General features: G+C 72.6%; 18 protein-coding genes and 1 pseudogene. 9 read left to right on the top strand and 10 right to left on the bottom strand.

Annotated elements, in window-relative coordinates:
• Position 1: 1 nt before the first annotated feature.
• The gene (locus tag ABGB21_RS25700) at positions 2 to 886 is read left to right on the top strand and encodes a glycosyltransferase (protein WP_347657378.1); all 885 of its coding nucleotides are present in this window, start codon (positions 2 to 4) and stop codon (positions 884 to 886) included.
• 66 nt (positions 887 to 952) lie between these two features.
• Positions 953 to 1,879, top strand: coding sequence for a DUF3500 domain-containing protein (locus tag ABGB21_RS25695; protein ID WP_347657384.1), 927 nt, complete (start codon positions 953 to 955; stop codon positions 1,877 to 1,879).
• A gap of 55 nt (positions 1,880 to 1,934) precedes the next feature.
• On the opposite strand, the gene ABGB21_RS25690 is transcribed toward ABGB21_RS25695, so the two are convergent.
• The 3 genes from ABGB21_RS25690 to secA2 all read right to left on the bottom strand — a co-directional run bounded on the left by ABGB21_RS25690 (position 1,935) and on the right by secA2 (position 5,812).
• Entirely contained in the window at positions 1,935 to 2,441 is a 507-nt protein-coding gene (locus ABGB21_RS25690; protein ID WP_347679926.1) for a DUF2231 domain-containing protein, read from the bottom strand.
• 98 nt (positions 2,442 to 2,539) lie between these two features.
• The gene (locus ABGB21_RS25685) at positions 2,540 to 3,280 is read right to left on the bottom strand and encodes a GAF and ANTAR domain-containing protein (RefSeq protein WP_347679968.1); all 741 of its coding nucleotides are present in this window, start codon (positions 3,278 to 3,280) and stop codon (positions 2,540 to 2,542) included.
• A 237-nt stretch (positions 3,281 to 3,517) separates the two neighbouring features.
• Entirely contained in the window at positions 3,518 to 5,812 is a 2,295-nt protein-coding gene (gene secA2 / locus ABGB21_RS25680) for an accessory Sec system translocase SecA2 (RefSeq protein WP_347679924.1), read from the bottom strand.
• 242 nt (positions 5,813 to 6,054) lie between these two features.
• Between secA2 and ABGB21_RS25675 the strand changes: the two genes are divergently transcribed.
• The 5 genes from ABGB21_RS25675 to ctaD all read left to right on the top strand — a co-directional run bounded on the left by ABGB21_RS25675 (position 6,055) and on the right by ctaD (position 11,307).
• A complete protein-coding gene (locus ABGB21_RS25675; protein WP_347679922.1) occupies positions 6,055 to 6,240 on the top strand; it encodes a hypothetical protein in 186 nt (61 codons plus the stop codon).
• Between the two features lie 145 nt (positions 6,241 to 6,385).
• Positions 6,386 to 7,393 (top strand): glucosyl-3-phosphoglycerate synthase, encoded by a 1,008-nt coding sequence (locus ABGB21_RS25670; protein WP_347657374.1) that lies wholly within the window; start codon positions 6,386 to 6,388, stop codon positions 7,391 to 7,393.
• A gap of 124 nt (positions 7,394 to 7,517) precedes the next feature.
• Complete coding sequence (locus ABGB21_RS25665; RefSeq protein ID WP_347679920.1) at positions 7,518 to 8,681, top strand: glycosyltransferase; 1,164 nt, start codon at positions 7,518 to 7,520, stop codon at positions 8,679 to 8,681.
• A complete protein-coding gene (locus tag ABGB21_RS25660) occupies positions 8,678 to 9,133 on the top strand; it encodes a DUF4383 domain-containing protein (RefSeq protein ID WP_347679918.1) in 456 nt (151 codons plus the stop codon). Before ABGB21_RS25665 ends, ABGB21_RS25660 begins: the two co-directional genes overlap by 4 nt.
• Positions 9,134 to 9,270: 137 nt before the next feature.
• Complete coding sequence (gene ctaD / locus ABGB21_RS25655) at positions 9,271 to 11,307, top strand: cytochrome c oxidase subunit I (RefSeq protein ID WP_347679916.1); 2,037 nt, start codon at positions 9,271 to 9,273, stop codon at positions 11,305 to 11,307.
• Positions 11,308 to 11,368: 61 nt separating this feature from the next.
• Here the strand turns inward: ctaD and ABGB21_RS25650 are convergent, their stop codons facing one another.
• The 4 genes from ABGB21_RS25650 to ABGB21_RS25635 form a co-directional block, all read right to left on the bottom strand.
• A complete protein-coding gene (locus ABGB21_RS25650; protein WP_347657370.1) occupies positions 11,369 to 12,508 on the bottom strand; it encodes a SigB/SigF/SigG family RNA polymerase sigma factor in 1,140 nt (379 codons plus the stop codon).
• Positions 12,509 to 12,763: 255 nt separating this feature from the next.
• Positions 12,764 to 14,167 (bottom strand): hypothetical protein, encoded by a 1,404-nt coding sequence (locus ABGB21_RS25645; protein WP_347657382.1) that lies wholly within the window; start codon positions 14,165 to 14,167, stop codon positions 12,764 to 12,766.
• A gap of 128 nt (positions 14,168 to 14,295) precedes the next feature.
• Positions 14,296 to 16,164 carry a thiamine pyrophosphate-binding protein gene (locus tag ABGB21_RS25640; RefSeq protein ID WP_347657369.1) on the bottom strand — a complete coding sequence of 623 codons (1,869 nt, stop codon included), beginning with the start codon at positions 16,162 to 16,164 and terminating at the stop codon, positions 14,296 to 14,298.
• Positions 16,165 to 16,180: 16 nt separating this feature from the next.
• On the bottom strand, positions 16,181 to 17,308 hold the full coding sequence (locus ABGB21_RS25635) for a Vms1/Ankzf1 family peptidyl-tRNA hydrolase (RefSeq protein WP_347657368.1): 1,128 nt from the start codon (positions 17,306 to 17,308) through the stop codon (positions 16,181 to 16,183).
• A 229-nt stretch (positions 17,309 to 17,537) separates the two neighbouring features.
• Here ABGB21_RS25635 and ABGB21_RS25630 point away from each other — a divergent pair, with 229 nt between their 5' ends.
• Entirely contained in the window at positions 17,538 to 18,083 is a 546-nt protein-coding gene (locus tag ABGB21_RS25630; protein WP_347679914.1) for a hypothetical protein, read from the top strand.
• Between the two features lie 34 nt (positions 18,084 to 18,117).
• Here the strand turns inward: ABGB21_RS25630 and ABGB21_RS25625 are convergent, their stop codons facing one another.
• Complete coding sequence (locus ABGB21_RS25625; protein ID WP_347657366.1) at positions 18,118 to 18,489, bottom strand: DUF3817 domain-containing protein; 372 nt, start codon at positions 18,487 to 18,489, stop codon at positions 18,118 to 18,120.
• A 129-nt stretch (positions 18,490 to 18,618) separates the two neighbouring features.
• Here ABGB21_RS25625 and ABGB21_RS25620 point away from each other — a divergent pair.
• Positions 18,619 to 19,494, top strand: a pseudogene (locus ABGB21_RS25620) (DMT family transporter); the annotation flags it as partial.
• A 115-nt stretch (positions 19,495 to 19,609) separates the two neighbouring features.
• Here the strand turns inward: ABGB21_RS25620 and ABGB21_RS25615 are convergent.
• The gene (locus ABGB21_RS25615; protein ID WP_347657365.1) at positions 19,610 to 20,566 is read right to left on the bottom strand and encodes a PrsW family glutamic-type intramembrane protease; all 957 of its coding nucleotides are present in this window, start codon (positions 20,564 to 20,566) and stop codon (positions 19,610 to 19,612) included.
• A 58-nt stretch (positions 20,567 to 20,624) separates the two neighbouring features.
• The gene (locus ABGB21_RS25610; protein WP_347657364.1) at positions 20,625 to 21,794 is read right to left on the bottom strand and encodes a zinc-dependent alcohol dehydrogenase; all 1,170 of its coding nucleotides are present in this window, start codon (positions 21,792 to 21,794) and stop codon (positions 20,625 to 20,627) included.
• Between the last annotated feature and the right edge of the window lie 16 nt (positions 21,795 to 21,810).

Below are 21,810 nucleotides of genomic sequence, written 5' to 3'. Positions count from 1 at the left end.
CATGCTCGCCGTCGGGCTCTGCGTCGACCAGCGCTACCTGCTGCCGTCACTCGTGACACTGGTGTCACTGGCCGAGGCCACCCCCGGCAGGGACAGGGCGACCATCGCGGTCCGGGTCCTCACGACCGACCTGTCGCGGGCCGACGTGGCGGCCCTGGGGGCGGCCGTCCGATGGCTCGGGTTCGCCTCCTTCGAAGCGCGACGGGAGATCCCCGCCGCCCACTGGCGCGTGGTCGAGGGCGGGTACATCTCCGCCGCCACGTACCTGCGGTTCCACTTCGACAAGGCGTTCCTCGACCGGCCGTACCTCGTCTACCTGGACAGCGACACCCTGGTCCTGGGTGACATCACCGCACCGCTCAACGCGCTTCCCGAACCGCGGATCGGCCTGGTCCGCGACCTCTTCAACCACACCGTCGGCCACGGTCCCGCGTTGCCCGCAGTGGCGCAGCGATGGCCGCCGTTCCGGGGCCGACCGTACTTCAACGCCGGCGCCATGTGGTGCCACACCGGGCTGCTGGCCCAGCTCCGGTCCGATGTGGCCTCGATCATGAACCGGGCTGCCCGACACATCCACTTCAACGACCAGGACGCACTGAACCTCTCGGTTCTGCACCGCGACAACGCCCAGCCGCTCGACGTCGAGTTCAACGCCTTCGAGACCGACCGCTACCGGGAGACCTGCGATTGGATCGTCTCCGTCATCCGGCTGCGGCCACCGCCGACATCGCCGGCCCTGCTGCACTTCGTCGGCAGCGACAAACCCTGGATCCCGACCTGTCCCCCGACGCCCGCCGTCCGCCTGCACCGCCGGTACCTGACCCGGGCCGCCGCCCTGCTCCGCGCGACCCCATCCCTGAGGCCCGCGCCGGTACGGGACAAGTAGGCTGGTCAGGTGGCTGAGGAGCGAGCGGGTGGCGTCAACCGGGGACCGACCACGCTCGGCGCACGGATGCGGACCGTGGCCACCGCCCTGCTCGACGCCCTGCCCGGCCCGACCCGGGACCTCGCCGCCCGGCCGTTCGCCGACGAGGCCGGCCGCCGGTGGCTCGAGTACCGGCCCCGCCCCCGACCCGGCGCCTGCCTGGCCGACCTCGACCGGACCGCGCGCAAGGCCACCCACCGCCTGCTCGCCACCGCACTGAGCCCGCACGCGTACGCCCAGGCCGCCACGATTATGGCCCTCGAGGAGGTCCTCGACCGGCAGGAGGGCTGGCAGCGGGGCCGGCACAGCGACGACTACCGGGTTGTCGTCTTCGGCGACCCGACCCGGGACGACATCTGGTCGTGGCGGTTCGAGGGACACCACCTCTCGGTCACGATGACCGTCGCCGGCGACCGGGTCTCCCCGGCACCGGTCTTCCTCGGGGCCAACCCGGCCCGGGTCAGCTACGCCGGCCGGCCGGTGAGCCGGCCGCTCGCTCCCGAGGAGGACCTGGCGTTCGCCCTGCTCGACGCGCTCGGTCCCCGGGGCCGGGCCGACGCGGTGGTCGCGGACGAGGCACCGGACGACATCCGTAGCGCCACCCGGGCTCGGGTCACCGGACGGATCACGCCCCTCGGCCTGCGGGCCGGCACGCTGTCCCCGACCCCGAGGGCCCTGCTCGACCAGCTCGTCGCGCTCTACCTCGACCGCCTACCGCCGGAGCTGGCCGCCGCCGAGGCGACCCGGATCGGCCGCGGCGACCTCCACTTCGCCTGGGAGGGCCCGACCCGGCCGGGCGGCCGGCACTACTACCGGATCCAGGGCGAGGACCTGCTGATCGAGTACGACAACACGAGCGACGACGGCAACCACGCGCACACCGTGCTGCGCCGCCCGGACAGCGACTTCGGTGACGACGTCCTCGCCGCCCACCGGGCCGACGCGCACACCTGAGCCGGGGTCCGCGCCGCGCACCGGGCCGGTCGCCCGACCCGGGGCACGCTCGCTCTCACCCGCCGCGGCGGCGCCCGAAGCCGCCGGCGACCGAGGAGGCCGGCGGGCCGAACCCGTCGAAGCCGGCGGGTTCCCGGGTCGGCGGGTCGAACTGCCGGACCAGGGCGCTACCCAACCGCACCCCGACCACCCCGAGTGCCAACCCCAGTAGTTCCACCGTGAGCAGTCCGCCGCTCGCCCCGTGCGCCGCCCTACCGGACCGGATCAGGCAGGCGAAGACGAAGAGCACCGCCACCGCGGCGTTCACCAGGTTGAAGGTGACCGCCGTCCGCCGGGTCCGGTCGCCGGGCACGTCCCAGAGGTCGACCAGGCCGGCGACGGCGGTGAGCCCGGCCGCGACCAGCGCCGCCACCGTGGTCCAGTAGCCGACCAGCCCGAGGAACACCGGTCCACCGAGGAGGTCCGCCAGGTCGAAGACGGTGGCGCAGACGAACAGTCCGAACGGGAAGGTCACCAGCATCGGCTGGATCGGATGCCCGTGTACCCGCAGGCGGCTCTGCATGACGTGGCCCTCCCCGGCTCGCCCATCGACCGGCCTTGCCCGTGCTACCCGTACGCCGTCGCGCCGAAACGACCCGGACCGGACGACGCCGGACGCGCTCAGGTGTCCCGGGGTCGGGTCACCGAGGTGACCAGCCGTTCGGCGACGTCCCGGACCGGTATGGCCAGGGCCGCCGAGGCGGTACGCAACACCTGCAGAGCTTCCGTGGCGTTGCAGCCACGTTGAGTCATGATAACCCCGATCGCCTGGTCGACGATCCGCCCGGCTGACGGCTTCCGGACGAACTCGCCGACCAGTTCCGCCTGCCGGTCCCGGTCCCGTACCGCGCCGAGCAGCAGGCCGGCGTGTTCGGCGAGCAGCATCGCGGTGAGCTGCTGGGCGGCCCCGAGCACACCGGGCTCGCGGGCGTACAGGTTGATCGAGCCGATCACGTGCTCGTCGACGTCCACCGGTACCGCCAGCACACCGTGTACGCCGAGGGCCAGCGCCTGCCCGGTCCAGCGCTGCCACCGGGCCTCCGCGCGCAGGTCCGCCGACCAGACCAGTTCCCGCTGCCGGATTGCGGTCATCGCCGGCCCGTCGGTGCCGTACCGGACGTCGTCGAGGGCGCGCAGCCGCGCCTCGGAGGCGGCGACCGAGGCCGGCGCCCCGGACCGCAGCACGGTGACCCCGCACCAGGTGACCTCGGCTATCGCGTCCTGGGTGGTCCGGGCCAGCCGGGCCAGCGCGGCGTCGAAGTCGTCGCTGGTGATCAGACCCGCGGTCACCTCACGCAACAGGGCCGCGGTCTCCAACACGCCCGGGACATCGTCGGAGACCTCGCCCGTGTCCGACCTCAACACCGCGCCGCAGCCTCCGCCGTCACCGCGGCCCCCGCGGTACGTCCGGTTCGTCTTCTCGCGTGTGTCATGGTCGCCTCTCCCGTGCGTCGCCGGCCCCGCGCCGGTACGACCCGCGCTTCTACCCCGACGAACAGGGGGACAAACCGCGCGTACCTGGAGAGAACGAATGTGACGACGGGGGCGTCGCGGGTACCGGGCCACCCACGACGCCCCTGTCGGAGTCCGCCGCGCGGGTCAGCGCGAACCGGAGCTGAGCCGACGGCCGACCGCGGCGATCAGCCGGTCGAGCTCGGAGCCGAACGGGTTGTCGTGCACCAGGTAGGTCCAGGTCGCGCTCGGCCGGACCAGCTTCGACTCGTCCGGCTCCCAGTCCTCGGTGAACTCGCTCTCCTCGAAGGTCTCCACCGTCCGGGTCTCGATCTCCGGCACCAGCGCGTTGAACGCCGGCACCGCCGACCGGTGGAACTCGTCGAGCGGGTCGAGCCGGCCCAGCGCCCGCAGGTGCACGCCCTCCCGGACCTCCGAGAGCTCCGCCAGGTGCTGCGCCCAGAGCCGGTCGAGGTGGTAGAGCGCGATCGACCGGCCGACCCGGGAGAGCAGCTCCTCGTCCATCTCCTTGGCCCGGTCCGGGAACCGGTCGGTGAGCATCTCCGCCGCCACCTCGGTGGTGAGCAGCCGCTCCCGCCGCTCGGCGAGCGCCTTACGCTGCTGCTCGATCACCACGCTGTACCGCCAGGTGTTGCGGTGGATCTCGTGGTTGACCCCCTCGGCGATCCGCTGGGCGTGCTCGACCGCGAAGTCGACCTGCTCGTCGGTGACCAGACCGTCGGCGTTCATCCGGGGCGACGGCGGAATCGCGTCCGCCGCGTGCCGGATCACCAGCTCGTCCTCGAGGCTGACGTAGAAGACCGACCGGCCCGGGTCACCCTGCCGGCCGGCCCGGCCCCGAAGCTGGTCGTCGACCCGGCGGCTGTCGTGTCGGCCGCTGCCGATCACGAAGAGGCCGCCGAGCTCGGCCACCCGGTCCCGGTCGGACTGGTCGCTGCCACCCAGCCGGATGTCGACGCCCCGACCCGCCATCTGGGTGGAGACGGTCACCGCGCCGTACGCGCCCGCCTCGGCGATGATCGCCGCCTCCTCGGCGTCGTTCTTCGCGTTCAGCACCGTGCACGGCACCCCGGCCTCCTGCAGCGCCGCCGCCAGCCGCTCCGACTCGCGTACGTCGAGGGTGCCGATCAGCACCGGCCGGCCGGTCTCGTGCTGCTCCCTGATCTCCTCGATCAGGGCCTCCTCCTTCTCCGCCCGGGTCGCGTAGATCCGGTCCGGGTCGTCGACCCGCACACACGGGGTGTTCGACGGGATCACCGCGACCTCGAGGTTGAAGAACTCCCGCAGCTGGTCGCCGACGAGTACGGCGGTCGCGGTCATGCCGCAGACGGTACGGTAGAGCGCCACGTACGCCTGCACGGTGATGCTGCCGAGGATCTCCCCCTCGGCGGTGGCGTCCAGGCCCTCCTTGGCCTCGACCGCCGCCTGCAGCCCGTCCGGCCAGCGGCGCCGCTGGGCGACCCGGCCACGCATCTCGTCGATCAGCTCGACCCCGTCGTTGCGGACGATGTAGTCGACGTCCCGGTGCAGCAGGGCGTGCGCGTGCAGTGCGACGTTGACCGCGGAGAGCTGCTCGACGTGCTCGTCGTCGTAGAGGTCGATGCCACCGAGCCGGGACTCGACCTCGGCCAGGCCGGTGTCGGTGAAGGCGACGCTGCGACCGTCGTCGGCGACCAGGTAGTGCCGGCCGGGACGCAGCCCGCGCACCACGGCGGCGGCGGTGTGCACCGGGTCCTGCTCACCCGAGACGGCACCGGCGAGCACCATCGGCACCCGGGCCTCGTCGATCAGGATCGAGTCGGCCTCGTCGACGATGGCGGTGGTCAGCGGCGGCTGCACCCGGTCGTCGATGTCGGTCACCAGCTGGTCGCGGAGGAAGTCGAAGCCGGCCTCGCTGACCGAGACGTAGGTGACGTCGCAGGCGTACGCGACCTGCCGCTCCTCCCGGGTGGAGGCCTCGGTCACCCAGCCGACGTTCAGCCCGAGCAGCCGGTAGACCGGCTCCATCCACTCCGCGTCCCGGCGGGCCAGGTAGTCGTTGACGGTGAGCACGTGCACCGGCCCGTTACCGCGCCGGACGTGTCCGTACGCGGCGATCGTGGCGGTCAGCGTCTTTCCCTCACCGGTGGCCATCTCGGCGACCTTGCCGGCCAGCAGCGACATCGCGCCGAGCAGCTGGACGTCGTACGGCCGCTGGTCGAGACCGCGTCGGGCCGCCTCCCGGCCGACCGCGCAGATCTCGACGAAGTCCTCGGCCCGGCCGGCCGCCTCGGTGAGCTCCTCGTCGGTGAGCTCGGTGAGGTCCTCCTCGCGTGCCTCGATCGTGGGCAGCAGCTTCTCCAGCGGCGCCAGATCAACTGTGGTACCCGGTCGTTGGAGGAAACGCCGGAACCTGGTCTTCAACCGTTGCGACACACCCATGTCCGGCAACGGTACGCGACTCCCCGGCGAATGTGCTGCCCGGCCGGGCCGGTGTCTCGTCCGGACTCGGACCGGATGTCGGAACCGGCGGGTACGGGCCCACCCGGCCGACCGGGCGGCCGGCCCGGCGACCGAGGGCATCGACGTCCGTCGGCACGTCGGCGCGGCCGAGGCTCCCGCGCCACCCAGGGCCGGAACGGCGCGGGTACGACCGGCGCGCGGCGTCAGCAACCGGATTCACCATGGCCCGGTTCGTCAACACAGGGCGGGACCTGTACGACCGGCACCACGAGCACCTCTGGCAACTCCACCGGGACGAAGGGCTGCGGGCGGTCGTACACGCGGAGATTCCGCTCACCGAGGCGGCGACGGCACACGAGCTCATCGAGGCCCGCGCGAACCTCGGGATGGTGGTGCTACGCCCCTGAGCCACGGGCCGCCCGGGCCGCCCGGCGGTCGGTGGGAGACGGGCCGGCCACGGCGCTGGTTAGACCCCGGTCGGCGGGGAAAGCCGTGGGGCTGCCCGGAGACCGTCGAGGGCTCCGGCCGAGGCACTCTGGGGAGGTTGGTCCCATGCGGCGCTCGCGAACGGCCGTGTCACCAGCGCTCGAAGCATGGTCCACCCGCCGTACCGGCGCGGCCGAACAGTGGACGGCCCGACAACTCGCCCACATGAAGGGTGACCGGACGGTCAGCGTGGTCATCCCGGCCCGGGACGAGGAGGCGACGGTCGGGGCGATCGTCGCGGCGATCCGCGCGTACCTGGTCGAGGAGGTGTCGCTGGTCGACGAGCTGGTGGTGGTCGACTCCCGGTCGCGGGACGCGACCGCCGCGGTGGCGGCGGCGGCCGGGGCCCGGGTGATCAGCCAGGACGAGATGACCCGGGGGCTGCCCCGGCTCGACGGCAAGGGCGACGCGCTCTGGGCCGGCCTGGCCGGCTCCGACGGTGACGTGGTCGCCTTCGTCGACGCCGACCTGCGGGAGTTCCGCCCGCACTTCGTGACCGGGCTGCTCGGTCCGCTGCTCAGCGACCCGTCGGTCGCGTTCGTGAAGGGCTTCTACCACCGGCCGTTGGTCGGCACCAGCGGCATCGAGGCGGAGGGCGGCGGACGGGTCACCGAGCTGGTGGCCCGGCCGCTGTTCAACCTCTTCTGGCCGGAGCTGGCCGGTTTCGTCCAGCCGCTGGCCGGGGAGTACGCCGGCCGACGGGACGTGCTGGAGCGGGTCCCGTTCGTCTCTGGCTACGGCGTCGAGACCGCGATGCTGATCGACCTGCTGGAGATGTGCGGCCTGGAGGCGCTCGCCCAGGTCGACCTCGGCGAGCGGCTGCACCGGCACCAGGACACCGAGGCACTCGGCCGGATGTCCGGACAGATCCTGCACACGGTGTGGCAGCGGCTGTGCCGGCGCGGCTGGGTCAACGGGGACGAGCCGCCGGGCAACCTGCTCGTCCAGTTCCGCCGGGACGGCCGGACCGCGCTGCCGAACCTCGATCGGGAGATCGTGGTCAGCGACGTCTCGGTCCGGGAGCGGCCACCGTTGGTCGAGCTGCGGGACTCGCTGCGCGGAGCGCCGGTATGACCGGCGGGGCGCCGGTGGCCGCCGTCGAACCCGCGGTCGGGACGACCACCGGCCGGGCCGGCGACCGGGCGGCTCGACGGGGTCGAGGCGGGCCCGGTGGGCGGGCGGGCGGGAGGTGCCGGGGATGGGGCTGACCGTGCTGATGAACGCCGGCCCGTGGCTGGCGGTACCACCGCCGGGGTACGGCGGGATCGAGAACGTGGTCGCCACGCTGGTTCCCGAGCTGCGCCGGCTCGGCGTCCGGGTGGTGCTCGCCTCGGTCGCCGACAGCACCCTGGAGGTCGACGAACTGCTGTCGGTCTTCCCGGACGGCCAGTTCGCCGCCCTGCAGCGCCCGTACAACCAGGTGATGGGAATCGCGCACGCACACCAGAACGCGGTGGTCCGGGCGGCGCGCGACCGCGACGACATCGACCTGGTGCACGACCACGTCGAGGCGGTCGGGCTCGCCGTCCTCACCGCGATGGGGCCGCGGGCCCGGCCCGCCCTGCACACCCTGCACTGGGACCTGGGCAAGCACCCCGACCTCTACGGGTACGTCGACGGCGGCGACCGGGTACGGGTCAACGGCGTCTCGGCAGCCCAGTTGGCCCGGGCGCCGAAGGCGCTACAGGAGCACGCGGTCGGGCACGTGCACCTGGCCACCCCGCTGGCGGTCGACGCGGACCGCCGGGCGCCCGGCGACAAGGGCGACCACCTGGTGATCCTCGGCCGGATCACCCCGGGCAAGGGGCAGCACCTCGGGGCGCGGCTCGCCCACGAGGTCGGATTCGACCTGGTGCTGGCCGGGCCGGTCGGGCCGTACCGACGGCCGGAGGAGCTGGCCGCCGCCGGTCCGGAGGCGGGCCAGAACCCGGACGTCCGGTACTGGCGCGAAGAGGTGGCGCCGCTGGTCGACGACGTACGGGTGCGCTGGGTCGGGATGGTGGCCGGCGCGGCCCGGGACGAGTTGGTGGCGAACGCCCGGGCGAGCCTCTTCCCGCTGTGCTGGGAGGAGCCGGGCGGCACGGCGGTGATCGAGTCGCTGGCCCTGGGCACCCCGGTGCTCGCGGTCGGCCGGGGCTGTCTGCCCGAGCTGGTCGAGCACGGCCGGACCGGGCTGCTCGCCGACGACGGCGACGGCCTGGCCGACCTGGTGGCCGACGTCGCCCGCCTCGACGAGCGGGAGTGCCGGCAGGAGGCGGGTCTGCGGTTCACCCCGGCCACCATGGCCCGCCGCTACCTCGAGCTGTACGAGCAGGTGCACCGGTTGCCGGTGACCAACGCATCCGGAGGTGTTGCGCGATGAGCCGGCACAGTTCCACGGCCACCATGCCGAGATCGGCGAAAACCCCGATCAGCACCGCCGCGGTCACGGTCGCCTTCGTCTTCCTGGCGCTCGGCGTGCTCGGTTTCATCCCGGACGTCACCACCAACTTCGACGACCTGGAGATGGCCGCCCGCAACTCCGAGGCTCACCTCTTCGGGGTCTTCCGGGTCTCCATGCTGCACAACCTGATCCACCTGGCGACCGGGGTCGTCGGGCTGGCGCTGGCCCGTACCGCCACCGGAGCCCGGGTCTTCCTGGTCGGCGGCGGCGCGGTCTACCTGGTGCTCTGGGTCTACGGGTTGGCGATCGACCAGGACAGCGCGGCCAACTTCATTCCGGTGAACAGCGCCGACAACTGGCTGCACCTCGGGCTGGGGGTCGCGATGATCGGACTCAGCCTGGTGACCGGCCGCCGACGCCCCCGCTCCTGACCACGTCACCCGAAGTCCGGTTTCGGAGCTTCCCAGCGAAAAAATCGGAAATTTCCCTGGTGCCGGGTTTTGTGGTCCGGATACCGGGTAGCCGCTGCTCCGTCCTGACTGAGGCTGTTGTGCACGGGGTGAGTGGGATGCCGAAACGGGTTGTCACCGAACCGGGGCGGGATCGTGGACCGCTGATCCTGGCGCCGGCGCGCACCGGGGGCTATCCCGGCCCGCTACGCAAGGCGGTCCGGGGCAGCACGCTGATCCGGTTCCTGGGTACGACCGACGCGAAGCAGATCGGTCTGCTCTACATGATCACCAGTTTCGCCTTTTTCATCATCGGCGGGATCATGGCGATCCTGATCCGCGCCGAACTGGGTCAGCCGGGGCTGCAGTTCCTCTCCCCGGAGCAGTACAACCAGCTCTTCACCGCGCACGGCACGATCATGCTGCTGCTCTTCGCCACCCCGCTGGCCTTCGCGTTCGGCAACTACATCGTCCCGTTGCAGATCGGCGCGCCGGACGTGGCGTTTCCCCGGCTGAACGCGCTGGCGTACTGGCTCTACCTGTTCGGCGGCTCGATCGTGATCGGCGGCTTCTTCACCCCCGGCGGCTCGGCCGACTTCGGCTGGACCGCGTACACCCCGCTCAGCGGCGACAACCACTCCCCCGGCATCGGACCGGACATGTGGGTGATCGGGCTGGTCCTGTCCGGCCTCGGCACCATCCTCGGCGCGGTCAACCTGATCACCACGATCCTCACCCTCCGGGCCCCCGGGATGACGCTGTTCCGGATGCCGATCTTCACCTGGAACATGCTCTTCACCAGCGTGCTGGTGATCTTCGTCTTCCCGCTGCTGGCCGCGGCGCTGCTGGCGCTCTACGCGGACCGCAGACTCAACGCGCACGTCTACGACCCGTCCACCGGCGGACCGTTGCTCTGGCAGCACCTGTTCTGGTTCTTCGGCCATCCCGAGGTCTACATCGTGGCGCTGCCGTTCTTCGGCATCATCACGGAGATCATCCCGGTCTTCTCCCGGAAACCGATCTTCGGCTACAAGGGCCTGGTCCTCGCCACCGTCGCGATCACGATCCTCTCCATGACGGTCTGGGCGCACCACATGTTCGGCACCGGGCAGGTGCTGCTGCCGTTCTTCAGCATCCTGAGTTATCTGATCGCCGTACCGACCGGGGTGAAGTTCTTCAACTGGATCGGCACCATGTGGAAGGGCCAGATCACCTTCGAGACCCCGATGCTGTTCGCCATCGGCTTCCTGGTGACCTTCCTGTTCGGCGGGCTCACCGGGGTCCTGCTGGCCAGCCCGCCGGTCGACTTCCACACCACGGACACGTACTTCGTCGTGGCGCACTTCCACTACGTCATGTTCGGCACGATCGTCTTCGCCGCCTTCGGCGGGGTGTACTTCTGGTTCCCGAAGATGACCGGCCGGCTGCTCGACGAGCGGCTCGGCAAGTCCCACTTCTGGACCATGTTCGTCGGCTTCCACAGCACGTTCCTGGTCCAGCACTGGCTGGGCACCGAGGGCATGCCCCGGCGGTACGCCGACTACCAGGCCGACGACGGGTTCACCACGCTGCACATGGTCTCCACCATCGGCTCGTTCGTGCTCGGCGCCTCCACGCTGTTCTTCATCTACAACGTCTGGAAGTCGTGGCGGTTCGGCCGGATGGTGGACGTCGACGACCCGTGGGGCTTCGGCAACTCGCTGGAGTGGTCCACCAGCTGCCCGCCGCCGCTGCGCAACTTCGACCGGATGCCCCGGATCCGGTCCGAGCGCCCGGCCTTCGACGACAAGTACGGACCCCTCGTCGCCGACCTCGGCCGGGACCTGCCGCAGCGGTCGACCCGTCCGCCCCAGGGGCTGCGCGACGAGTTGCGGCACGAGGTCCGACATCCGGAGGCGGAGATGCCGAGTCCGGAGGGCGCGCACGGCGCGCCGGCGGCGGTCCGCCACCACCCGCCGGCCCGGTCCGGCGCCCGGCCCATCGAGGTACCGGAGCCGGACGAGGTACGCCGGCCGGCGTTCGAACCGGCCGAACCGGACGAGTCCATGGACAGCACCGACCGGGGCGGCTCGGAGAGCCGCCGCTGGCGGACCGGGCGGGCCCGCAGCGAGGAAGAGGAGGAGGCGAGGTCGGGGGACGAGGAGCAGGAGCGGTGACCGACCCACCAACCGCGCCCGTCGGCCATTCGACGGGCACGGCAGGGCAGGCGTTGCCGGGTCAGTCGGCGGGCAGCGCGACCAGGCCGGCCGAGCTGAGCGCGGGTTGGACCGCCGGCTGGGCCCGGGCCAGCCGCCAGCGCACCCCGGCGCGGTGTGCGGCGTCCCGGCCGGCGACCAGCGCGGCCAGCGCCGGGCCGTCGAGCCGGTTGATGTCGGTGAGGTCGATCGCCACCTCGGCCGGGTCTTCGGCGGAGACCGCCTCCGTCACCGCCTGACGCAACTGCTCGGCGATGTCCCGGTCGACCTCCCCGGTCACCTCGACCACCACCCGGTCTCCTGTCCGGCGCACGGTCAGCCGGGCCGACGTACCGGCCGCCTCCCCGGTACCGGACTGCCAGGGCGCGGGCGTGTCGGCGAGCATCGCCTGCCGCAGCCAGGTCAGCGCGCGGGAGAGCAGCCGGGAGACGTGCATCTGTGAGATCCCGAACCGGGCGGCGATCTCGGCCTGGGTCTGGTTGCCGTAGAACCGCATGGCGAGGATCCGCCGTTCCCGCCACGGCAGCCGGCCGAGCAGCCCGCTGACGGTGACCCGGTCGTCCACCGACTCCAGGTCGGTGTCGGATTCGCCGACCAGGTCACCGAACTCGGCCGAGCTCTCCCCGCCGACCGGGGCGTTGAGGGAGGCCGGGCTGTAGCCGGCGGCGGACTCGAGCGCGGCGAGGATCTCCTCCTCCGGGGTCTCCAGCCGGGCGGCCAGCTCCGCGACACTGGGCGCCCGGGACAGCTCGCTGGTCAGCGCCGCCGTCGCCTGTCCGACCTCGAGGATCAGGTCCCGCAGCCGCCGGGGCACATGCACTCCCCAGGTCCGGTCCCGGAAGTGCCGCTTGATCTCCCCGACGATGGTGATCGCGGCGTACGCGGTGAAGGAGCCCCGTTCCGGGTCGTACCGGTCGACCGCGTTGACCAGCCCCAGTCGGGCCACCTGTTCGAGGTCCTCCAACGGCTCACCGCGCCCCCGGTACCGTCGGGCCAGCCGGCCGGCGAACGGCAGGGCGAACCGGACGAGGTCGTCGCGGGCCTCCTGCCGTCGTTCCGGTGGCAGGCCGGCGATCCTCGCGGCGTACGCCAGCGCGGCGGCGTCCAGGTCCTCCAGTCCGCGCTCCGCCGGTGGTGTGGTGGTGGTGATCTGTCCGAACATCCGCGCCTCCCTCAGGAGTCCCCCGCCCGGGATGCACAACCGGTCATCGGGTGCCGCAGACGGCAACCGAACCGGAAGCGAACAAGCAGTCGAGTACGTCCGAGCGGACGCCGCTGACCCCAACAAAGCGTGGTCGACCGGTCACAGTCGGCGTTCTTCCCGCTCTGTAGGTACTCAATCACGAGACGTGACTACCGCGCGGAGTTTTGCCGGCGGCCGTACCGCCGGCCCGTCGGGACGACCCCACCGCCGCGCTCAGCAGACCCGGAGTCCCTCGGGGGCCCCGCTGTCCCGGAGTCCGGCCAGCGCCTCCTCCGCCCGCAACGGGGTCGGGACGGGCAGGTCGTACGGCTGGTTGCGGAGCACCTCGGTGGCGTGCCGGGTGGCCACCGTGGCCACCGGGTACCCGCGGGCGGCCACCCGGTCCAACGCCCGGCGGCGCCGGCCGAACGACGCGACCGCGAGCCACTGCGGCAACCCCGCGAACGCCGGCGAACGCATCCCGGGCGGTTCGGGCAGCACGTCCAGCGAGCTGAACGGTCTGCTGCCGGCCAGCCACCACTCCGCACCGGTCACGCTGCGCCGGGTGGCGTTCTCGCACCAGTACGGCACCAGGCCGGCCCGGATCACCTGCCACGGGTCGATCAGCCGGCCGCACTCCACCACGCAGCGGTCGCCGCTCTTCCCCGCCCCGCGCAGCCAACTCCGGTACACGTCGGCGGCGGCCGCGCTCAGCAGTTCCGGTTCCGGGAAGAGCACCCGGTGCACCGGGTTGCCCGCCGCCCGTGCCCAGTCCAGCAGGCTGGTCTCGAAGCCGATCTCCACCCCGTGCTCGGCGTACCCGGGTCGGCCCGAGTCCGGTGCGTCCCAGCTGGCGCCGTCTCCGCCCGCCCCCCGCAGCACCTGACCGAGCAGCGCGCTGTCCGGCCGGAAGTCGCCGGGTTCCAGACCACTGGCCGGGGTGCCGAGTTGGAAACTGTGCCCACCGCCGGCCTCGAGCACCGGCCACGGACGGACGTCGCGGAGCAGCAGCACCGGCGCGCCGGGGGCCAGCCGGGTGCCGAGGAACTCCCGGTACGCCCGGGGCAGCCGGTGCCAGCGCAGCACCAGGGACAGCATGGATCCGGCGAGCACCCCCCGTCCCGCCGGGTCGTGCACCTGTCGGACCCGGACACCGGGATTGGCCCGAATTACCGCGCCGGCCACCCGGGCACCGAAGGCGAGCGCCCCGGCCGGGCTGTCCACGGCACCGCCGGGCCAGTGCACCGCGACGTCGAACCCGGCCGGCAGCCACGGCACCTTCATCGCGGCGGCCAGGTGGACCGCGGCACCGTGCGGCGACCCGAGGACCACGCCGGAATAGTCGCGGGGCGGGTAGTGCTCGACCATCCACCGGGCGACCTGTTCGGCGTCGAGCCCGGCCACCTGCTCGCCGCTCAGCGCGGTACGGGCCGCCGCCCTGGTCAGCGCGGTCCGTCGGACCGCCTCCGGCGCGCCCCGGAACCGGGACAGCAGCGGGTGGTAGCCGAGATCGGCGCAGTCCCGTCCCCGAGCGGCCCGGGAGGCCGCCGAGAGCAGCACCCGGGCGGTGCTCTCCGGCGACACGATCCGCTCCGGCCCCGGCGGCGCGGCCCCGTTCACGGCCCGCCACTCCTGCATCTCCCGCACCGGGCTCACCTTCTCTCGGTCACTGCCGCGAGCCTTCCCGCCCATATCAGGTCTAAACAGGCAGGAAACGGCCGTGCGAGAGAAATTCAGGGAGACAGCCGTTATGTCCGACTATCCGGCTACCCCAGGTCGGCGCCGTACGCGGCCCGTTCCCGCAGGGTCCGGGCCCGCGACTGCAGGGCGGCGGCGTCCGCGGCGGCCCCGTCGGCGGCGAGTCCACGCAGGTCGGCGAAGGGCCGCGCCGGGGGTTCCAGCGGCGCCGTGACGTCGACCACGGCCTCGATCAGCGTCGGACGGTCCGTGGCGATCGCCTCGTCCCAGGCCGCCCCGACCAGTTCCGGCCGGTCGACCCGGATACCGTGCAGGCCGAGCAGCCGGGCCCAGCCGGCGTACGGGATGTTGCCGGCCCGGATCACCTCGGGTGCGGGCAGGCCCGCACCCGCCGGCCGGTCCGGTTCCGCCCCGGTCGCCCGGACCGGGAACGCACCCCGCTCCTCCGGCTCCGGGTCACCGGCCCGACCACCCCGGTCCCCGTTGTTGAGCACCAGCACCACGAACCGCGGGTCCGACCACTCCGGCCAGCGCTGGGCCACGGTGATCAGTTCGGCCAGTCCGCTGGACTGCATGGCGCCGTCACCGAGCAGCGCCAGAACCGGACGGTCCGGCGCGGCGAGTTTGGCCGCGACGGCGTACGGCAGGGCGGAGCCGACCGAGGCGAGCGTGCCGCAGAGGTGTGCCTGGACCCCGGGCGGTAGTTGCAGGTGCCGGGAGTACCAGTAGGTCACCGAGCCGACGTCGACCGCCACCGAGGCGTCGACGGGCAGCCGAGGCGATAGTTCGTGCAGGACGAGCCGGGGATTCACCTGCCGGGCCGGCTCGTCGGCCCGCGCGGTGGTCTTGGTCCGGGCCCGGTCGACGGCGATCTCCACGGTGTCCCGCCAGTCCTGGTTGTTCCGGGCCGGGATCCGGTCCAGCAGCGCGCGCAGCGTCTCCCGGGCGTCGCCGATCAGCGGTACGTCGATCGGGTACCGGGTGGCCAGCCGGCTGCCGTCGATGTCGATCTGCACCGCGGTCGCCTGCCCCGGCACCGGGTAGTAGCCGGTCCACGGGTCGTTGGTGCCGATCATCAGCAGGGTGTCGCAGCCCGCCATCAGCTGCGCGCTGGCCTCGGTACCGACCTGGCCCAGCACCCCGGTGTGGTACGGCAGCCGCTCGTCCAGGACCGGCTTGCCGAGCAGCGAGGTGGCCACCCCGGCACCGACCCGGTCGGCCAACTCCATGATCTCGTCGGCGGCGCCGTACCCGCCCTGCCCGACCAGGATCGCGACCCGCCGCCCGGCGGCGAGCAGCTGGGCGGCGGCGTTCAGGTCCTGTTCGTGCGGCACCACCCGGGCCGGCGGCAGCCCGGGTGACGCGGCGATCACCCCGCCGCCGTCCGGGTGCGGCATGCCGTCCGGCACCTCCTGGCCGAGCAGGTCGTGCGGAACCACCAGACAGGTCGGGCTCCGGGTCGAGACCGCGGTACGGATCGCCTGGTCGACCAGGTACGGCACCTGCTCGCCCACCGCCGCGATCCGGAGGAACGGGGCGCAGACGTCGCTGAACAGCCGGGGCAACTCGATCTCCTGGTAGGCGCTGCCCAACGCGCTGTGTGTCTGCTGCCCCACGATCGCCACCACCGGCTTGCTGTCCAGCTTGGCGTCGTAGAGGCCGCCGAGCAGGTGCAGCGCGCCGGGTCCCTGGGTGGCCAGGCAGACCCCCACCCCGCCGGTGAACTTGGCGTGCCCGGAGGCCATGAAGCCGGCCGCCTCCTCGTGCCGGGAGGGTACGAAGGCCGGGTCCCCGCCGGCGCGGCGCAGCGACTCCACGATCAGCGCCACCCCCTCGCCGGGATGGCCGAAGACCCGGGGCACCCGCCAGGCGCGCAGCCGTTCCACCACGAGGTCGGCGATCGTCCGCGCCGTGCCGGCCACCGCTGTCCGCCCCATCGCCGCCCTCCCCCGCTCAGCCACGGCCACCACCGGCCGGCGTGCTGGCGTCGACGTACCGCAGCACGGCGCCGATTCCGTCGGTGAGGTCCGGCGCCTGGTCCGGGTCGAGCACGGTCACCCCGGCGTCGGTGCCGGCCAGGGCCCGCAGCAGCGCCGCGTCGGCGCGGACCCGGACCGGTTCGGCGACCGACATCGCCCGCAGTTCGTCGGCGGAGAGCCCGATGTCGGTCGGTTCCGGACCGATCCAGAGCTGCTCGGTCGAGGACGGGTCGTCGACGATCAACATGGTGTCGACCTGGCTGCGCCGCAGCGCTTCGACCACCGCCGTCAGCCCCTCGCCGACCTGCTGCTGCATGCCGAACTTGTCCAGCGCGACGTCGGTGTGCGCGGCGGCCACCTCGGCGATCGCCTGCACGGTGACGTCGTCCAGCGCCCCCTGGTCGGCCCCGGCGGCGAGGAACCCGGCGTCGGTCTGCACCATCCGGTCCTGCCAGAACTCCGGCAACTGGTCGGCCAGCAGTTGCCGGGCCCGGGTCTCGCCGGCGATCACGATCACCTCGGCACCCACCCGCTCGGCGATCTCGGCGGTCGCCGCCGCCGCGTCGCTGGCGTTACGCTGCCAGGACAGTTGTGCCCCCTGCTGGAAGTGCCGCTGCGACCAGCCACCCGGGTCGACCTTGCGGATCGGCCACTGGTTGCCGCCCCTGACGTGTGCGTGCCGCGGTACGCCGCCCGCGCTCACCCCGGTCACCTCCGCGCCGGTACGGTTGGCCAGCACCCGTACCCAGGGAATCTGGTCGCGGCGCTGGGCGACCAGCGGCATGGTGTGCGCGACCGGCCCGTAGGCGGCGATGTCCTTCAGCGGCGGGGCGGGCAGATACTCGGTCAGCGTCACCCGGCCGTCGCAGGCGAACGCGGCCAGCCCGTAGTCGCCGGGCATCGGTTCGTGGCCCCGGACCACGTCGTCCAGGGCGGCGAGCGTGTCCCGGTCGGTCCCCTGTTCCGCCAGGCGTTCCTGGAGGTTGCGCCACCGTACGTCGAGCGCGGCGTGGGCGTCGTGGGTGTCCCGGGACGCGTCGAGGTACACCGACGCCCAGGGGCCGGGACGGGCACAGATCGGGCGTAGGAAGGACAGCTGCATCGGTCGTCCCCTCTCCAAGCTCGTTCCGCCGGATACCCGTCCCGGTGGGCTTGTCACCTCGGCGCCGACCGTGCGGCCGACCCGGCCGGACCGGTCGGTACCGCCGAGGAGCCGACCCGGTTGGACCGCCGATCTCTGTCACGCTCCGGTGAACCGATTCACTCACTCCGCATTCACACTCATGATCGATACAATTCGTCACGGGGAGCGGACTCTCGGTGGTGAGGCCATGGATCATGAACTGTTTCCCGAGCGGGTCGCCTGGCGTACCGGCCCGGTCGTCACCGGCCACGTGGTCCGGTTGCTCGAGGGCTACTCGCGGGAGATCAAGGTCGGGCAGCCGGTGCTGGTCGCGGTGCTCACCACCGCCGGCCTGTTCCGGGTGACCCTGCTGCTGCTCGCCTCGGTGCTGCGGGCCGGTGCCGCGAGCGGCGCCCGGCGTCGCTGGAAGGACCTGCGCAAGGGCCCCGAGTTCCTGGTCACCCCACTACGCCTGCGGGACGACACCGGCGTGCTCTGCGAACTGGAGATCCACGGCCATCTGCCGCAGAGCGCCCTGGAGCCCCGGGACCACATCCAGGTCACCGTGCGCCCACAGAAGGACGCCGGCCTCGCGCCCCGGGTGGAGAAGATCGTCAACCTCACCACCGGGCAACTGCTCACCCCGCGCATCCCGACCGTCTGGTCACACCTCGGGCCGGCCCTGCTGCTCCAGGCCGTGATCGGACTGCTGCTGGTCGGCGGCATCACCGCCGTGATCGTCCTCGCCACCTGACCCTCGGAACCGGCCCACCCGGACCCGACAGCGGTCAGCGCGGGGTCGACACCGTCGACGCCGGCTCGGCCCCCGCCGCCACCCCGGTCGACGGCGTTCCGGCGGCCACCGTCAGCAGGCCACGCCGCCGCGCCCACCGCTCGAAGCCGAGGGTGGCGAACGGCGGCACGGCGCAGACCAGCGCCGCGCCGACGGTCAGCCAGCCCCAGCGGTGCAGCCGACCCACCAGCAGGACCAGCACGACGTACGCGACGAAGAGACCACCGTGCACCGGGCCGAAGATCTTGACGCCGATCTCGTTGCCCGGCGGGCCGTACTTGACCGCCATGCCGACCAGCAGGGCGAGCCAGGAACCCGCCTCCGCGATCGCGGCCAGCACGAACAGTCGTACCAGGGTCCGGTTCATCGCGCTCCCGTCCTCGTTCCCGAGGGCCCAGCCTAGGCGAACCGACCGCTCGGCCGGCCGGAGGGAGGAACGGCTCGCCCTCCCGGGGGAGGAGAACCGCCCGGGCCTACTCCTGGGGTCGTAGCCGTGATGCCGACCACGGGGCGACGCCGAACGGGCACGATCGGTGGATCATGTCTACATGACGACCAATCGTCCCTGGTGCCGACCGTGACCGGGTTGGTGCTGTCGATCCTTCTCTCGGTCGCCTCGGCGGCGGCGTACGCGGCCGCCGCGGTGCTGCAGGAGCGGCTGGCCGCCCAGGCGGCGCCGACGCTGGTCGCCGGCCACGGCTACCTGGCCGCCGTCCTCGGCCGGCTGCGCTGGTGGGGCTCGGTGGCGCTGAACCTCGCCGGGGCCGCCCTGCACGTGGCGGCGCTGGCGTACGGGCCGCTCTCCGTGGTACAGCCGCTGGGCGTGCTGACCCTGGTCCTCGCACTGCCGATCGGCGCGGCGGCGATCGGCCGCCGGGCCTCCGCCCGACAGTGGCTCGGGGCGGGCGTGACCATGGCCGGGTTGGTCGCCCTCCTCGCGGTGACCATGCCCGGGGCCGGGACGCACCAACTCCGTACCGACCAGGGGTGGCTGCTGACCGCGGTCGCGACGGCGTCGGTGGTCGGGCTGGTACTGGCCGGCCGGGCCACGCGCTCGGCGGTGCCCCGCAGCCTGCTGGTGGCGACCGGAGCCGGAATCGCCTTCGCGGTCGCCTCCGCCCTCACCCAACTGGTCTCCCGGCTCGTCGGCGGGTCCGGGCCGGTCGTACCCACGGTGGGCCTGCTGCTCGCGGTGGCCGGGATGGCGACCGCCGGGCTGCTCCTGTCCCAGGTCGCGTACCAGGGGGGCCTGGGCGCTCCGCTCGCCACCGTCACCCTCGTCAACCCGGTCGCCTCGGCCGTGATCGCGGTCCTGGTGCTCGGCGAACGTACCTCGGGTGGCCTCTGGGGTGGCCTCGTCGCGCTGGCCGGTGCCGTGCTGGCCGCCTGGGGTGTGCTGCTGCTCGCCGCCGCCGACCCGTCGGGCACGGTCGCCGGTCGGCGCCGACGCGGGCGTGGCCGCCGGACCCCGGGCCGGACCGGCCGGTTCAGGGGCGTAGGGCTCCCCTGGACCCGGTCGGCACCCGCCAGCCGCTCGACGGTCGTCCCGGTTCGTGCCGGGCGGACCGCCACAGCACCACCAGCCAGACGACGCCGATCGCGGCGACGGCCGCCAGGCCCAACCCTTCCAACGTCGGCATCAGCACCGCCTGCGTCGGGGTCAGCAGGCCCGCGGAACCGTCCGGGCTGACCGGGGTGTCGAGGTCCCCGGTCAGCGCCAGGGCCAGGAAGAGCGCGACGACGTGCATCCCGTCCCAGAGTGCGTGCAGCACCGCGACGCCGAGGTAGGCGAGGACCAGCCGGATCCCGACCACGAAGTGCTCCCGGGTGCTGGCGGCGAAGAGCAGTCCGCCGAGGATCGCGGTCCACAGCCCGTGCCCGACCGGTGCCACCAGGCCCCGGAGGATCTCGGTCTGTACGACCTGTACCACCGAGAGCCCCTGCACGGTGAAGAGCGCGATGAAGGCGTACCCGGCGGACTCCAGGGCGGAGAAGCCGAAGCCGACGGCGGCCCCGAGGATCATCCCGTCCCGCAGTGTCCTGGCCACCAGGTGCCGGGTCAACAGTGCCAACGCGGCCAGCTTCGCGGCCTCCTCGATCAGCCCGACGCCGAGGAAGAGCAGGACGGAGGGGCGCAACAGGTACGACTCCAGCACCGCGGAGGCGAGCACCCCGAGCACCCCGCCGGCGAGGAAGGTCGCGAAGACCAGGCTCACCGTCACCTCACCGGTGTCCCGCCGTTGGAAGGCCCAGGCCACGAAGGTCACCGGCACCAGGAAGCTGCCGAGCAGCACCAGGGTCGGCAGCAGGGTCGGATTCCCGGTGAGGAAGATGACCAGCACGGTGGCCAGCCAGAGCGCGAGCCCGACCAGGAAGATGCGCAACCACTGACGACGCGGGGTGACCGGAACCGCCGCCGCCCACTGCCTACGGACGCCGTCCATCACTCCTCCGCGCGATTCCGGGGGCGTACCACCGCCGGCCGTCGCCCCATCGACCGGCTCAGGGCCGGAGCACCACCTTCAGGCACTCGTCCTGCTTCTGCCGGAACATCTCGAAGCCGATCGGCGCGTCGTCGAGGCGCAGCCGGTGGGAGATGACAAAACTCGGGTCGATCTCGCCGCGGCGGATCCGGTCCAGCAGCAGCCGGGTGTACCGCTGGACGTGGCACTGGCCGCTGCGCAGCGTCAACGACCGGTTCATCAGCGAACCGATCGGGAACTTGTCCATGAACCCGCCGTACGCCCCGATCACCGACACCGTGCCGCCGTTGCGGCAGCTCATGATCGCCTGCCGCAGCGCGTGCGGACGTTCGGTCTCCAGCCGGGCCGTCTGCTTCGTCCGGTCGTACGCGTCCAGCATCGTGGACGAGTGGTGGCCCTCCATTCCGACGGCGTCGATGCAGGCGTCCGGCCCACGACCGCCGGTCATCTCCCGGAGCGCCTCGACGACGTCGACCTCCTCGTAGTTCAACGGTTCCGCCCCGGCCTGTTCCGCCTTCCGCAACCGGTACGGGAACCGGTCGATCGCGATCACCCGCTCGGCACCGAGCAGGTAGGCGCTGCGCATGGCGAGCAACCCCACCGCCCCCGCCCCCCAGACGGCGATCACCTCACCGCCGTTGATGTCGCACATCTCGGCGCCCATGTAGCCGGTCGGGAAGACGTCGGAGAGGAGGAGCACCTTCTCGTCCGGCAGGTCGTCCGGGACCCGCAGCGGTCCGACGTCGGCGAACGGTACCCGGGCGTACTCCGCCTGGCCGCCGGCGTATCCGCCGAGCATGTGGGAATAGCCGAAAATGCCGCCCGGCGAATGCCCGAGCAGCTTCTCGGCGATTCCCGCGTTGGGGTTGGAGTTCTCGCAGAGCGAGTAGCGGCCGCACTGGCACGACGCACAGTTTCCGCAGGCGATCGGGAACGGCACCACCACCCGGTCACCGATCCGCAGGTTGCGCACCTCCGGTCCGATCTCGACAACCTCGCCCATGAACTCGTGGCCGAGCACGTCGCCCTTTTTCATCGTCGGGATGTAGCCGTGGTAGAGGTGCAGGTCGGAGCCGCAGATCGCGGTGCTGGTGATCCGGACGACGGCGTCCCGCGAGTTCAGGATCTGCGGGTCGGGCACCTCCTCCACCCCGACGGAGTCCCGGCCCAGCCAACAGTTCGCCTTCATCTGTCCCCTCCGGGAT

This window comes from Plantactinospora sp. B24E8 (assembly GCF_039871735.1).
Taxonomy (GTDB): Bacteria; Actinomycetota; Actinomycetes; order Mycobacteriales; family Micromonosporaceae; genus Plantactinospora.
Note: the sequence above shows the minus strand (reverse complement) of the source record. Positions and strands in the feature narration are given on the sequence as shown.

What these genes read in the sequence shown, in the direction of transcription:
- ABGB21_RS25700 (WP_347657378.1), top strand. Translation starts at nt 2, where the DNA reads ATGCTCGCCGTCGGGCTCTGCGTCGACCAGCGCTACCTGCTGCCGTCA.
- ABGB21_RS25695 (WP_347657384.1), top strand. Translation starts at nt 953, where the DNA reads ATGCGGACCGTGGCCACCGCCCTGCTCGACGCCCTGCCCGGCCCGACC.
- ABGB21_RS25690 (WP_347679926.1), bottom strand. Translation starts at nt 2,441, where the DNA reads ATGCAGAGCCGCCTGCGGGTACACGGGCATCCGATCCAGCCGATGCTG.
- secA2 (WP_347679924.1), bottom strand. Translation starts at nt 5,812, where the DNA reads ATGGGTGTGTCGCAACGGTTGAAGACCAGGTTCCGGCGTTTCCTCCAA.
- ABGB21_RS25675 (WP_347679922.1), top strand. Translation starts at nt 6,055, where the DNA reads ATGGCCCGGTTCGTCAACACAGGGCGGGACCTGTACGACCGGCACCAC.
- ABGB21_RS25670 (WP_347657374.1), top strand. Translation starts at nt 6,386, where the DNA reads ATGCGGCGCTCGCGAACGGCCGTGTCACCAGCGCTCGAAGCATGGTCC.
- ABGB21_RS25665 (WP_347679920.1), top strand. Translation starts at nt 7,518, where the DNA reads ATGGGGCTGACCGTGCTGATGAACGCCGGCCCGTGGCTGGCGGTACCA.
- ABGB21_RS25660 (WP_347679918.1), top strand. Translation starts at nt 8,678, where the DNA reads ATGAGCCGGCACAGTTCCACGGCCACCATGCCGAGATCGGCGAAAACC.
- ctaD (WP_347679916.1), top strand. Translation starts at nt 9,271, where the DNA reads ATGCCGAAACGGGTTGTCACCGAACCGGGGCGGGATCGTGGACCGCTG.
- ABGB21_RS25650 (WP_347657370.1), bottom strand. Translation starts at nt 12,508, where the DNA reads ATGTTCGGACAGATCACCACCACCACACCACCGGCGGAGCGCGGACTG.
- ABGB21_RS25645 (WP_347657382.1), bottom strand. Translation starts at nt 14,167, where the DNA reads ATGCAGGAGTGGCGGGCCGTGAACGGGGCCGCGCCGCCGGGGCCGGAG.
- ABGB21_RS25640 (WP_347657369.1), bottom strand. Translation starts at nt 16,164, where the DNA reads ATGGGGCGGACAGCGGTGGCCGGCACGGCGCGGACGATCGCCGACCTC.
- ABGB21_RS25635 (WP_347657368.1), bottom strand. Translation starts at nt 17,308, where the DNA reads ATGCAGCTGTCCTTCCTACGCCCGATCTGTGCCCGTCCCGGCCCCTGG.
- ABGB21_RS25630 (WP_347679914.1), top strand. Translation starts at nt 17,538, where the DNA reads ATGGATCATGAACTGTTTCCCGAGCGGGTCGCCTGGCGTACCGGCCCG.
- ABGB21_RS25625 (WP_347657366.1), bottom strand. Translation starts at nt 18,489, where the DNA reads ATGAACCGGACCCTGGTACGACTGTTCGTGCTGGCCGCGATCGCGGAG.
- ABGB21_RS25615 (WP_347657365.1), bottom strand. Translation starts at nt 20,566, where the DNA reads ATGGACGGCGTCCGTAGGCAGTGGGCGGCGGCGGTTCCGGTCACCCCG.
- ABGB21_RS25610 (WP_347657364.1), bottom strand. Translation starts at nt 21,794, where the DNA reads ATGAAGGCGAACTGTTGGCTGGGCCGGGACTCCGTCGGGGTGGAGGAG.